The 12,594-nt window shown below is 62.8% G+C and carries 13 protein-coding genes; 6 read left to right on the top strand and 7 right to left on the bottom strand.

The window, feature by feature from the left end:
- Window positions 1–24: 24 nt before the first annotated feature.
- The 3 genes from QQL85_RS17405 to QQL85_RS17395 all read left to right on the top strand — a co-directional run bounded on the left by QQL85_RS17405 (window position 25) and on the right by QQL85_RS17395 (window position 4,114).
- Complete coding sequence (locus QQL85_RS17405) at window positions 25–1,779, top strand: phosphoethanolamine transferase CptA (RefSeq protein ID WP_284354647.1); 1,755 nt, start codon at window positions 25–27, stop codon at window positions 1,777–1,779.
- A 141-nt stretch (window positions 1,780–1,920) separates the two neighbouring features.
- Entirely contained in the window at window positions 1,921–2,589 is a 669-nt protein-coding gene (locus QQL85_RS17400; RefSeq protein WP_284354648.1) for a TetR/AcrR family transcriptional regulator, read from the top strand.
- Window positions 2,590–2,599: 10 nt separating this feature from the next.
- Window positions 2,600–4,114, top strand: a complete 1,515-nt coding sequence (locus QQL85_RS17395) for an MDR family MFS transporter (protein ID WP_284354649.1) — start codon at window positions 2,600–2,602, stop codon at window positions 4,112–4,114.
- Between the two features lie 18 nt (window positions 4,115–4,132).
- Here the strand turns inward: QQL85_RS17395 and QQL85_RS17390 are convergent, their stop codons facing one another.
- Genes QQL85_RS17390 through QQL85_RS17375 form a run of 4 tightly spaced genes read right to left on the bottom strand, consistent with a single transcriptional unit; the run spans window position 4,133 to window position 7,543 of the window.
- Window positions 4,133–4,669 (bottom strand): PqiC family protein, encoded by a 537-nt coding sequence (locus QQL85_RS17390; RefSeq protein ID WP_284354650.1) that lies wholly within the window; start codon window positions 4,667–4,669, stop codon window positions 4,133–4,135.
- Window positions 4,670–4,680: 11 nt separating this feature from the next.
- Entirely contained in the window at window positions 4,681–6,321 is a 1,641-nt protein-coding gene (locus QQL85_RS17385) for an intermembrane transport protein PqiB (protein ID WP_284354651.1), read from the bottom strand.
- A complete protein-coding gene (locus QQL85_RS17380; protein ID WP_284354652.1) occupies window positions 6,321–6,950 on the bottom strand; it encodes a paraquat-inducible protein A in 630 nt (209 codons plus the stop codon). The genes QQL85_RS17385 and QQL85_RS17380 overlap by 1 nt, the downstream gene beginning before the upstream one ends.
- On the bottom strand, window positions 6,947–7,543 hold the full coding sequence (locus tag QQL85_RS17375; RefSeq protein WP_284354653.1) for a paraquat-inducible protein A: 597 nt from the start codon (window positions 7,541–7,543) through the stop codon (window positions 6,947–6,949). The genes QQL85_RS17380 and QQL85_RS17375 overlap by 4 nt, the downstream gene beginning before the upstream one ends.
- Window positions 7,544–7,688: 145 nt before the next feature.
- On the opposite strand from QQL85_RS17375, the gene QQL85_RS17370 reads away from it, so the two are divergent.
- Window positions 7,689–8,162: a YMGG-like glycine zipper-containing protein gene (locus tag QQL85_RS17370; protein ID WP_284354654.1), complete on the top strand. Its 474-nt coding sequence runs from the start codon at window positions 7,689–7,691 to the stop codon at window positions 8,160–8,162.
- Between the two features lie 50 nt (window positions 8,163–8,212).
- On the opposite strand, the gene QQL85_RS17365 is transcribed toward QQL85_RS17370, so the two are convergent.
- Window positions 8,213–9,118: a LysR family transcriptional regulator gene (locus QQL85_RS17365; RefSeq protein ID WP_013972086.1), complete on the bottom strand. Its 906-nt coding sequence runs from the start codon at window positions 9,116–9,118 to the stop codon at window positions 8,213–8,215.
- Between the two features lie 149 nt (window positions 9,119–9,267).
- The gene (locus QQL85_RS17360) at window positions 9,268–9,453 is read right to left on the bottom strand and encodes a hypothetical protein (protein ID WP_284354655.1); all 186 of its coding nucleotides are present in this window, start codon (window positions 9,451–9,453) and stop codon (window positions 9,268–9,270) included.
- Between the two features lie 146 nt (window positions 9,454–9,599).
- On the opposite strand from QQL85_RS17360, the gene QQL85_RS17355 reads away from it, so the two are divergent.
- Together QQL85_RS17355 and QQL85_RS17350 are read left to right on the top strand one after the other, a co-directional pair.
- Window positions 9,600–9,986: a VOC family protein gene (locus tag QQL85_RS17355; RefSeq protein ID WP_284354656.1), complete on the top strand. Its 387-nt coding sequence runs from the start codon at window positions 9,600–9,602 to the stop codon at window positions 9,984–9,986.
- A gap of 35 nt (window positions 9,987–10,021) precedes the next feature.
- Complete coding sequence (locus QQL85_RS17350) at window positions 10,022–10,591, top strand: hypothetical protein (protein WP_284354657.1); 570 nt, start codon at window positions 10,022–10,024, stop codon at window positions 10,589–10,591.
- A 130-nt stretch (window positions 10,592–10,721) separates the two neighbouring features.
- On the opposite strand, the gene QQL85_RS17345 is transcribed toward QQL85_RS17350, so the two are convergent.
- Window positions 10,722–12,401, bottom strand: a complete 1,680-nt coding sequence (locus tag QQL85_RS17345; RefSeq protein ID WP_284354658.1) for an MFS transporter — start codon at window positions 12,399–12,401, stop codon at window positions 10,722–10,724.
- Window positions 12,402–12,594 lie beyond the last annotated feature (193 nt).

The following is a 12,594-nucleotide window of genomic DNA, read 5'->3' as shown; positions in this document are numbered from 1 at the left end:
CTACCAAGGTACGACGAGGCATACGTGTCACACACTACATCCCCCGCCGCGCACAAGCGCGTGGACTGGGCCGGCTTGGGCCGGCTTTTGCTGTTTTTCTGGTACTTTTCGGGTGTAACCCAGGCGTTGTTGCTGTTCAGCGGGACTACCGGTTTTGCCGGTTTTCGTGATGCGTTCTTCCTCAGTAGCCTGTGGCTGGCCCCCGTGTTGCTGGTGCCGCGCTTCACCCGCGCCACTGCAGCTGTCATCGGCCTGGTGCTGTGGGGAGCATCGCTGGTGGGCTTGAGCTACTTCGGCATCTATCGCCAGGAGTTCTCGCAAAGCGTCATCTTCGTGATGTTCGAGTCCAACACCGCCGAAGCCGGTGAATACTTCAGCCAGTACTTCAGCGTGTGGCTGGGCCTGGCGTTGTTGCTGTACACGCTGGTTGCAGTGCTGCTATGGAAGCGCGTGCGCCCAGTCACCCTGCCCCTGCGCAGCCGCCTGCCGGTGGTCGCGCTGTTGCTGATAGCCAACCTGGTGTATCCGTTCTACAAACAGATGGTCACCCAGGAACGCAGCTTCGCCGATGCCGCCGAAAAAGTGCAGCAGCGCATGGAACCCGCCGTGCCCTGGCAGTTGCTGGTCGGTTACCGGCAGTACCGCCAGCAACTGGACAACATGCAGGAACTGCTTGCCCAGAACGCCGCGTTGCCGCCGCTGCAAAACCTGCGTGACAACAGCGGAACGGCACCCCGTACCCTGGTGCTGGTACTGGGCGAGTCCACCACCCGCGAGCATATGCACCTGTATGGCTATAACCGCGACACCACGCCCAACCTCGACGCGCTGGCCGCCAGCGACAAGGGCCTGACGGTGTTCCGCGACGTGGTATCGCCACGCCCGTACACGATTGAAGTGATGCAGCAGATCCTCACCTTCGGCGACGAGCAGAACCCGGACCGCTTCCTCACCGACCCGTCGCTGATCAACCTGATGAAACAGGCAGGCTACAAGACCTTCTGGATCACCAACCAGCAGACCATGACCAAGCGCAACACCATGCTCACCACCTTCTCGCAGCAGACGGACGCGCCGGTGTACCTGAACAACCAGCGCAACCAGAATGCCAGCCAGTACGATGACGTGGTGCTGGCGCCGTTCGAGAAGGCCCTGCAAGACCCTGCGCCGAACAAGTTCATCATCGTGCACCTGCTTGGCACGCACATGGATTACCGCTTCCGCTACCCGAACGATTACGCGCACTTCACCAACGACCAGGGCGTGCCGGCCAAACTGACGCCAGACCAGGTCACGACCTACAACTTCTACGACAACGCGGTGCGCTACAACGATTATGTGGTATCGAGCCTGATCAAGCGTTACTCGGCCGGTAACCCCAATGGCTTCCTGGTGTACCTGTCCGACCATGGCGAAGACGTGTACAGCTCCGGCAACCACGACCGCCTGGGGCGCAACGAAGGCGCACCCACCCGGCCGATGTACACCATCCCGTTCCTGCTGTGGACCTCGCCCAGCTGGCAGGCCGAGCACCCACGCGACTTGCAGGCGATGGCCAGCCGCCCGTACAGCAGCTCGCACCTGATCCATACCCTGTCCGACCTGGCCGGGTTGAGCTACGACCGCTATGAGCCGGCCAAGAGCCTGGTGAGCCCGCAGTTTGTGGTGGCACCGCGCTGGATTGGCGACCCATACCGCAAGGATGGCTTGCGCGAATTCGACCGCCTGCCGCTGGACAAGGCTGAGCGGGTACAGGAAACAGCCAGCAACCGGCAATGACCCGGCACTTGCAGGAGCAGCCTCGCGCTGCTCCTGCAAGAATGGTGAAAGACCATCCGGCACATAAATTAAATTTAAATTGATTTTAAATTAAGCTTGCACCACGCTTTGCCCATACCCTTGGCCCGCAGAGCACCCTCCATGTCCGCAGCCCCCCGAGAACCCCGCAAGGACGGCGCCGTCACCCGCACGCGCATCCTCGAAGCCGCCGGCGAACTGTTCGCCGCGCTGGGCTATGCCGAAACCAGCAACAAGGCCGTCGCGGCCGAGGCTGAGGTCGACCTGGCCTCCATCAACTACCACTTCGGCAGCCGCAATGGCCTGTACCTGGCCGTGCTCGACGAAGCCCGGCAGCGCTTCCTCGACCTCAGCGACCTGCAACGCATCACCCAAGGCAGCCAGACACCCGCCGAAAAGCTGCGCGTGCTGGTGGAACTGGTGGTGCACAAGGCCACTTCGGCCCGGGACAACTGGCACTTGCGGGTACTGGCCGCAGAAATCCTCGCCCCCAGCCCACATGGCCAGGCGCATTTGCAAGCCGCCGCACCACTGCGGCTGTCACTGCTCAAGGGGTTGTTCAGCGAAATCAGCGCCATCCCGGTGGACGACCCGGCCCTGACCCGCTGCATCCTCTGCGTCACCGCGCCCTGGGCGATGCTGTTGATCGGCCCGCGCGGCGGCTCCGGGGCGCTGCACGAGATTCTACAAATGCCCGTCGAGACCGTTGCGGCCCAGCTGTACCGCTTTGCCCTGGCGGGCCTGCAGGACGCCGGCCAACAGCATGCTCAAGCAAACGCCGCACCAAGTTGAGGTAAGCCGCGTGCAACCTATATCAACTGATACCTCCCCCGCCGCAACGGACGCGCAAACCTCCATCCCGCTGCTGCTGGCAGCCCTGATGCTGGTGATGTTCCTCGCAGCCCTCGACCAGACCATCGTCTCAACCGCGCTGCCGACCATCGTCAGCGACCTCGGTGGTTTGCGCTGGCTGTCCTGGGTGGTCACCACCTATCTGCTGGCGTCCACGGTGGTGGTGCCGTTATATGGAAAATTCGGCGACCAATTCGGCCGCAAGCGCGTGCTTCAGGTCGCCATCGTGCTGTTCCTGCTGGGCTCGGCGCTGTGTGGCGCGGCACAGACGATGGCCCAACTGATCGCCTTCCGTACCCTGCAGGGGCTGGGAGGTGGCGGCCTGATGGTGGTGGCGATGGCGGCCATCGGTGATGTCATTCCACCCGCTGAGCGGGGGCGCTACCAAGGCCTGTTCGGCGGTGTATTCGGCCTGGCCACGGTGGTGGGGCCGCTGATCGGCGGCTTTCTGGTCGAACACCTGTCGTGGCACTGGATTTTCTACATAAACCTGCCCCTGGGCCTGCTGGCGCTGTTGGTGATCGGCAGCGTGTTCCGCCCACATGTGGCCCTGGTCCGCCATACGGTGGACTACATTGGCGCGTTCTTCCTTACCGTGGCGCTGGGCGCCGTGGTACTTGTCACCAGCCTCGGCGGCAGCCTGCTGGCGTGGCAATCGCTGGACATGCTGTGCCTGTCGCTGTTCGCCCTGATCGGCCTGGTCGGCTTCGTCCTGGAGCAACGTCGCGCGGCCGAGCCGATCATGCCGTTGCACCTGTTCCGCCACCGCACCTTCGTGCTTGCCGGGCTGATCGGCTTCATTGTCGGGGTGTCGCTGTTCGGCGCGATCACCTTCCTGCCGCTGTACATGCAGGTGGTGAAGAACGCCACACCCACCCGTGCGGGGCTGCAGATGCTGCCGCTGATGGGTGGCCTGCTGGTGGTGTCGGCGATTACCGGCCGACTCATCAGCCGCTGGGGGCGTTACCGGGTGTTCCCGATCGTTGGCACCCTGCTGCAAGTCATTGCCTTGGGCTTGCTCAGCCGACTGGAGCTGGATACCTCCATGGCGTTGATGAACCTGTACATGGGCCTGCTGGGTGCCGGTCTGGGCATGGTCATGCAGGTGCTGATTCTGGCCGTGCAAAACAGCGTCGAACCGCGCCACATGGGCGTGGCCACTTCCGGAGCCACCTTGTTCCGCTCGATTGGCGGTGCCATTGGCGTATCGCTGTTCGGCGCGTTGTTCTCACATGCCTTGCTCGATGGCCTGGGCAGTGACTTCGCTACAAGCGCCGGGGGCGCCGCGAGCCTGTCGCCAACCGCCGTACACGCCCTGCCCGCTGTCCTGCAGCAGCGCTACCTGCAGGCGTTTTCCGGTGCCATGCACGGTGTGTTCCTGTTGGCTTGTGGCATTACCAGCCTGGCCTTCGTACTGTCCTGGCTGCTGCGCGAAGTGCCCCTGCGCAAGGCCACGCAAGCGTGAATTGAGGTTGGCAGGCCTTCAGGCAGCGGGAGAACAGCTACCCCGACCGGCACTCCCCCGGACCGCCTCGGCCAACTTGCGCAGGTTGGCCTGGTGTGCATTTACCAGGCTGGTGATGCTGTTGTCAGCCGCAGTCTGCACCGAGGTGCGGCAGGTCAGCTCGGCCTGCCCCGCGAGCTTCAGGCGCCACACCGCATCCAGCGAGGCATAGCGCCCTGGCACCGTGTCGAAGCGCTGTACGTCTACCCGCAGTGCCGCCTTGGCGCCAGCCGCCGGCCCGCCCAGCTGGTCCTGCAAGGCGCTGCGGAACTCATCCACCAGGTTGGCCCCCCACCATTCCGTCTCCAGGATGGCCAGGCCGCTCTGCCCTTGTCGCACCACCAGTTGCGGGCGGTCTACCTGTGGCGGCACGACCACCCGGGTGACCTGGATGTGTTGGCCGCTGTCACGCATCGGCTCGTTCGGTACCAGCGTGTGGTAGTTGTTCGGCGTACTGCTGCACCCCCCGAGCCACACCAGCAGGCTGGCCACACACACATTGCGCAGTCGTTGCATTGGCTGTCTCCTCAGGGTTCGAGCTCGGCGGCCCCGGCCGCTTTCGGCCGGCCACGAATCAGCGACTCGGGGTGTCGGCCCAGGTAATCGGCAAGGTCGCGTAACGAACGCGACATCCGCTCCAGTTCGTCCAGCGTTTCGCCCATTCGCTCGCGCTGCGGCGAATCCTCGGAAATAGCCGAATTGGCCGTGCGCAAGGTCTTGTGCACCTCATCCAGCGCCACCTTCACGTCCGGCAGCGTCTGGCCATTGAACTGTTTGAGGCTGGCGCGCAGCGCTTGCAGGCTGCCGTCCAGGTTGCCAGCGATGCTTTCCAACGGCAGCTTGGCAATGCGCTCGACCACCCGCTGCAGCTGCTCCTGCAACTGTTCCAGGCTACCCGGCAACGTGGGAATAATGATGGGGTTGGCGGCCATGTCGAAGGCCACCTTGGGCGCATCCGGGTAAAAGTCCAGGGAAATGAACATCTGTCCGGTGATCAGGTTGCCGCTGCGCGCCTGGGCCCGCAGCCCATGTTCGACGAAGGTGCCAATCAGTCGCCGAGCCCCGTCCATATCGCCCTCGGCGTGCTTGAACACCGCCAGCATCTTGCGGTGCACCGGCCCCAGCCGCTGCGGGTAGATCACCGCATCCACCACCACCGGGAAGGTCTGCCGGGCGGCATCGTAGTCAAGATTGATCGAGGTGACGCGGCCAAACTCCACGCCCTTGAATTCCACTGGCGCGCCCACCGACAGGCCTCGCATGGCCTGATCGAAGCGCAACTGCAGGTACTGAGCCTGGCCATTGGGGGGGGCCAGCGCGGTGTCGCGGTCGGCAAATAACTGGAAACGCGCCTGGTCGGCAGCCAGTTCAGCCTGCGGGGCGAAGTCGGGCGAGCCAAAGGCCAACCCACCCACCAGGATCGAAGACAGCGATTCGGTATCGACCTTCAGGCCGTTGGCACTAATCTGCATGTCGACGCCACTGGCATTCCAGAAGCGGGTGTCGGCAGTGACGAAGGTATCGTAGGGCGCCTGCACGAACACGCCGATCTCCACCCCCTTGCCATCGTCCTGCAGGGTAAACGACACCACTTCGCCCACCGGGATCTTGCGGTAGTAGATGGACGACCCGACATCCAGCGAGCCCAGATCACTGGCTACAAGGGTAAAGCGCTTGCCTTTTTCGTCGAAGGTAATCGGTGGCGGCAGTTCAAGGCCGACGAAGGACTTTTCCGGCACTTTCGATTCGCCGGCGTCCGCCCCGATGAAACTGCCCGAAAGCAACGTGTCCACCCCGGATACGCCCCCCGCACCGATACGCGGGCGCACCACCCAGAACCTTGCACCCTGGGTGGCGAACCCGCGGGCGTCGTTGGACAGCTGCACATTGGCGATCACGCTTTTCTTGTCATCGGCCAGTTCCACCGTGGTCACTTCACCAATCACCACGCTGCGGTACTTGACCTGCGTCTTGTGCGCCACCAGCCCCTCCCCGGTGTGAAAGGAAATGGCAATGACCGGTCCCTGCTGCATCCAGTTGCGCACCACCAGCGAAGCGCCGATCAGGATGGCCAGTATCGGCACGATCCACACCAGCGACACGCTCCAGCGCCGGGTGCGCACTTCAACCTGCCCCGCGCCCCCATGCTCGTCAGTCTTCTGCCCCATCAATGCGGCCTCCCTTCGTTGGCATGGCTATCCCAGATCAGGCGTGGATCGAAGCTCATCGCAGAAAACATGGTCAGCACCACCACCATGCCGAAAAACAGGATACCCACCCGTGGCTCGATGGTGCCCAGCCCGCGCAGCTGCACCAGCGCTGCCACCAGCGCCACCACCATGACATCGAGCATCGACCAGTAGCCGATCAGCTCGACGAAGCGGTACAGCTGCGAACGCTGCCGGCAGGCCCAGCTAGAACCGCGTTGGGCGGTGTACAGCAGCAGGCCCAGGGAAAAAAACTTGATGGCGGGCACACCCACGCTGGCGATGAAGATGATCAGTGCGATATCCCAGGCACCTGCCTCCCAGAACTCCAGCACGCCACCGCCAATCGTGCTATCGCTGCCACTGCCGAGCATTTCGGTATGCATCACCGGCAGCAGGTTGGCGGGGATGTAGAGCACCAGCGCTGCCATCAGAAACGCCCAGCCACGGCTGATAGCGTTGGCCTTGCGCCGGTGGATGGCAGCACCGCAGCGGCTGCATGTGTGCGCGCCACCGCTCAAGTCACAGGCCTGGCCGCAGCCATGGCACAGGCGCAAGCCCAGCTCGTCGGCGCTGGCCGGGCCATTCATACCTGCTCCCATAAGTCGCGGATGTCCTTGCCAGCGATATGGATGATCAACATGCTCAGCGCGGCCAAAGCCAACAGGCCGATGCCGGGGATCACATCGAGCAACCCGGCCAGCTTGATCACCGCCACCATCGCCCCCAGCAGGCATACTTCCAGCATGCTCCAGGGCCGCAGGCTCTCAAGGCCGCGCATGCACAGGGCAAAGCCGGGGGCACGCTGGCCGGCCAAGGCAAAACTCAGCAGCCAGCACAACACGGCAATCTGCAGCACCGGGGCAAAAATGATCGACAGCGCCATCACCAGGGCAATGAAGGTGATGCTGCCGTGACTGAGGATCTGCACCGCGTCCCACAGGGTCGCCGAATGGGTGAGCCCCTGCATGCCGATGGTCATCACTGGGTAGGCATTGGCGAACACCAGCAGGATGCCGCCGGTCACACTCAGGGCCAGCCGCTGTTGCACAGTCAGCGAGGTGTGCCGGTACAGCACGCCGCCACAGCGCTGACACAGGGCCCGCTGATGCTTTTGCAGCGCTGCACGGTGGTACACCGTGTCGCAGTACTCGCAAATGATCAAATCGTGGGACTGGGTCATGGCGATTCCACAGGTAGCCCGGCTTGAGAGTCATGTGCAATGGCGAACTCTGATATCCGGTGTAGACCATGCAGACGAAACCGCCATCTTTAGCCGATGACGGACTATCCTGTGAAACGGGCGTTTCGCCCGGTGGAGGTGTGCCATGCGTACGTTCACGTGGAGTTACCTGCTGGTGCTGCTGTGTGCGGCATCGGTCGCCCAGGCGCAGTCGGTAGTGCCGCTAAAGGGCCAGAGCAGCCAGCAGATGCAACTGGATATCAACGATTGCAATACCGTCGCTACCAATGCCGCGAACAGCACCGCGACATCCAGCGAAACCCATGTCGGCGGCCGGGTGCGTGGCGCGGCGGCGGGGGCTGCAGCCGGCGCGGTGGGCGCGCAGGTGCGCGGCAACCAGCATGAAGAGCTGTATGACCGGGCCAGTGACGATGCCAAGCAGCAATACCGGCAGAACCGTGCCGGCGAAGTGGCCGCCGCCGGCGCAGCGGTCGGTGGTATGCGCCAGCGTCAGGACCGCCGTCAGGACCGGCGCAGCCAGGGCGAGGCACAAACCCAGGCCCATGCCAGTGCCTACAGCGGTTGCCTGCAAGGACGCGGCTATCAGGTCAATCCTTGATTGGCCTGGCACGCCATACCGCTGAATGAGCCGGCATGGCGTGCCGACCTTTAGAACTTCGCCAGTTCTTCCCGGCAGAACTCCACGAACAACTGTGCCGGCTTGGTCAGCTGCACCCGCTTCAACCACGCCGCCGCCAACCCCGACAGCGCCACCGGCTCGGCAATGTCCAGCATGGCCAGGCGCTGGCCGTCATAGGTGTATTCCGAATGCGGCCGTGTCACCAGCAGCGAAAAACCAAAACCCTGCCCGACCATGCCACGCACCATCTCGATCGACGGCGAACTGAAGACGATGTTCGGCGTCAGCCCCATCTCGTTGAACAGGCTGACGAAGTAGGTGCGACTGGGGGCCACGTCCAGCAGGATCATCGGCTCCGGGCACAGGTCGCGCAGCGAGACCTGGGCCTGGCCGGCAAAACGGTGGTTTTCCGGCAGCAGCACATAGGGCTTTTGCGGCGGCATGAGCGGTTCGGCCTCGATGGTGCCGTCCAGATCATGGTCGTAGAGAAACGCCAGGTCGAAGGTGCCGGCCGTCAGGCCCTGGATAAGGTCCTGCTGCTCGCCGTCGCGCAGGCGGATATCCACGCCCGGGTAACGCTGGCGAAAGCCGGCGATCAGGCGCGGCAGGTACAGCGGTGCCACGGTTTCGAAACAGCCGATGTCGATCTGCCCGGCCACGGTGTCGTTGTCGGCCAGGGCGTTCTGCTCGAACTCATGGGCCATCTGCAGCAACGACTTGGTCTTGGCGTAGAAGCGCTTGCCACTGGGCGTCAGTGACACACCCTGGGCGTGGTGCCGGATGAACAACTGCACGCCAAAGCTTTCCTCCAGGCTCTTGATGGCCGTGGAGATGGACGGCTGCGCAATGTATAGCTGGCGCGAAGCCTCGGCGACGCTGCCAGCTTCCACGGTGGTGACGAAGTACTTGAGTTGTCGCAAGGTATAGGCAGCCACGGGCACCTCTCTGACGCCGGTCTGGGCGCGCTGGGAACATGCCTGACACTTTAACCCTGGCCGCTGGAGGATGGGGGCTGGGTGATAAAGGATTTACCTATGGCTTGAGCAGGTTTTTTGTGGGGGGCCACCTGAAGCCCCCCACCGGATCACTCGAAGTCTATATTCACCATCACACAGTCATCCCCGACGTGTTTGTACCCTGGTGCACATCGCATCCCCACGACAGGGGCCGCGCCACGCTTGCGCCTGGAGAGTTTCACTTCAGACTCCACATGCTCCAGCGTCTGTTGTTCATCGTTACCTGGCAATTCGGCGTTCGGTTCATCTTGCATGTACGTTACTCCTGGGTTGGGTGAACTTGCCAGATGGACTCTATCGTCCGCTCACCCGGTACCCCATCTGGAAACCCGGCCACTGGCCAATAATCTCTGAACGTCTTTACTGATATCCAACGGTCTCAGCCATACGGAGTGCGCCTATGAAAATCGTGGTCACCAGCATTCTCGTCGACGACCAGGCCAAGGCCCTGGCCTTCTACCACTATGTACTCGGTTTCGAGCCCAAGCATGACATCCCCATGGGCCGGCACCGCTGGCTGACCCTCACTTCGCCCAACGACCCCAATGGCGTCGAGCTGTTGCTGGAGCCCGACGCGCACCCGGCGTCCAAGGTGTACAAGGCCGCGCTCAAGCAGGACGGCATTCCCGCCACTTCATTCGGCGTGCGCGATATCCAGGCCGAATACACCCGGCTGTGCGCGGCGGGCGTGCAGTTTACCCAGCCCCCCACCAACATGGGCCCCGTCACGGTGGCCGTGTTCGATGACACCTGTGGCAACCTGATCCAGATTGCCCAGAAGCACTGACAATCCACCCTCACGCGCAACAACAAGGAAAACAGATGCGCCACGAATTCAGTGAAGTGCTCAACGACTTGGTCGATTACTTTTTGCTCGGTGATATCCAGTTGCTCGAGCAGTTCAAACAAGAACATGAGTTGCCCGACGACCTTGCCTATGCATTCACCCATGACGACAGCGGTGACCAGGCTGTGCGCGAGGGCATCGTGCTGCCACTGGCCGGGGTCGACAACCTCCCCTACCGCATCCTGTTCACCCTCGATGGCTACACCCCGGCCCTGCGCGAACCCGGTAGCCGCCTGAAGCACCGGCGCAATGGCTATGTGCTGCGGGTCGAGCACGGTGCGCTGATGCTGTACACCTGGCGCATCCTGCAGCATTTCACGCCCAAGACCTTGGGTGACCTGATGGCTCGCTACCAGGTGCCGGGGCGGCCGATCATCGAGCTGGACAATGGCTGGTATGACGTTGAGGTGCTGGCGGGGGCGCTGGTGCGGGACGGTTTGTACGAGCCGGCGTTCGAGTTTGTCTTGAAGAAGCGCTGGAGTCGGGGTCAGGCTGCTGATGTGGATACCGGATATGCTTTTGGCTTGCGTGGCTATTTCGATTGATTGATAGCCTGTCCCGGCCTCTTCGCGGGCAAGCCCGCTCCCACAGGTACAGCACAGGACTTGAAAGCTGTGCTGTACCTGTGGGAGCGGGCTTGCCCGCGAAAGGGCCCGCGCAGGCGACCCATTAATCTCAGGTGTGGTTGATATCCCGATCCTTGGTCTCCGGCAGGAAGAAGATCCCCAGCACCGCCGTCATCACGGCAATCACGATCGGGTACCACAAGCCGTAATAGATATCCCCGGTAGCCGCCACCATGGCAAACGCCACGGTCGGCAGGAAGCCGCCGAACCAGCCGTTGCCAATATGGTAAGGCAGCGACATCGAGGTATAGCGGATACGGGCCGGGAACAGCTCCACCAGCCAGGCGGCAATCGGGCCGTAGACCATGGTCACATAGATCACCAGGAGGGTCAGCAGCAACAGCACCATCGGGTAGTGAATCTTCGCCGGGTCAGCCTTTTCCGGGTAGCCGGCTTCTTTCAGCGCACCACTCAAGGTCGCGGTAAATGCCTCGCTTTGCACCTTGAAGTCCGCCGCAGCCATGCTGCTGCCGTCAAAGCTCGGCAGCACCCGCTCACCAATACGGATCTGCGCCACGCTGCCAGGTTCGGCTGCCTCGTTGGTATAGGGGATGGCGCGCTTGGCCAGCAGGCTCTTGGCGATGTCGCAAGAGCTGGTGAATTTGGCCTTGCCCACCGGGTCGAACTGGAACGCGCACTGGCCAGGGTCGGCCATCACCACCACCGGGTTCTGCTCCTGGGCAACGAACACATCCGGGTTGCCGTACTCGGTCAGCGCCTTGAAGATCGGGAAGTAGGTCAGCGCGGCGATAATGCAGCCGGCCATGATGATCTTCTTGCGGCCAATGCGGTCTGACAGGCTGCCGAAGAAGATGAAGAACGGTGTGCCGATCAGCAGCGAGCCGGCAATCAGCAGGTTGGCCGTCTGCGGCTCGATCTTGAGCATCTGCAGCAGGAAGAACAGCGCATAGAATTGCCCGGTGTACCACACCACGGCCTGGCCAGCGGTGCCGCCCAGCAACGCCATGATCACCACCTTCAGGTTGTCCCAACGGGCGAACGACTCCGTCAGGGGTGCCTTGGAGGCTTTGCCTTCGGCCTTCATCTTCATGAACACCGGTGACTCGTTGAGCTGCATGCGGATGTACACCGAAATCGCCAGCAGCAGGATCGACAGCAGGAACGGCACCCGCCAGCCCCAGGCCTCGAACACCTCGGTACCCATGGCCGTGCGGCACGCCATGATCACCAGCAGCGACAGGAACAGCCCCAAGGTGGCCGTGGTCTGGATCCAGGCGGTGAAAAAGCCGCGCCGCCCCTTCGGTGCATGTTCGGCCACATAGGTGGCCGCGCCGCCGTACTCGCCCCCCAGTGCCAGGCCCTGCAGCAAGCGCAGCGTGATCAGGATGATCGGCGCGGCCACGCCGATCGACGCGTAGCCGGGCAGCAAGCCGACTATAGCGGTGGACAGGCCCATGATGACGATGGTGATGAGGAAGGTATGCTTTCGCCCGATCATGTCGCCCAGGCGACCGAACACGATGGCACCGAATGGCCGCACGGCAAACCCGGCGGCAAAGGCGAGCAAGGCGAAGATGAACGAGGTGGTTTCATTGACCCCGGCAAAGAAGTGCTTGGCGATGATCGCTGCCAGTGAACCGTACAGGTAAAAGTCGTACCATTCGAATACCGTACCCAGGGACGAAGCGAAGATGACCTTGCGCTCCTCCTTGGTGATGCCGCGTTGGGGCGCGCTACTGCCCGTGGATGTGCTGTCGAGAACCGCCATGGGTTGCCTCCGTCATGTCGTCATGCAGGCCGGAGCACCTCACAACCACTTCACCGTCGCACCCAGGCCCTGGGGCTTGCTTTGGTTGCGCGAAGCACGACGAGGCAGGCCGCCTCGGATCGCAGCAAGGTAACTGAAGCATAATCGGGTTTGGCGGGATATCCACCCGCCTGGCCACTGAACGAACTGCGCA

Origin of the sequence: Pseudomonas putida (assembly GCF_030159595.1) — a bacterium.
GTDB lineage: Bacteria > Pseudomonadota > Gammaproteobacteria > Pseudomonadales > Pseudomonadaceae > Aquipseudomonas > Aquipseudomonas putida_AC.
The sequence above is the reverse complement of the archived record's forward strand: the minus strand, read 5'-3'. Positions and strand labels throughout refer to the sequence as shown.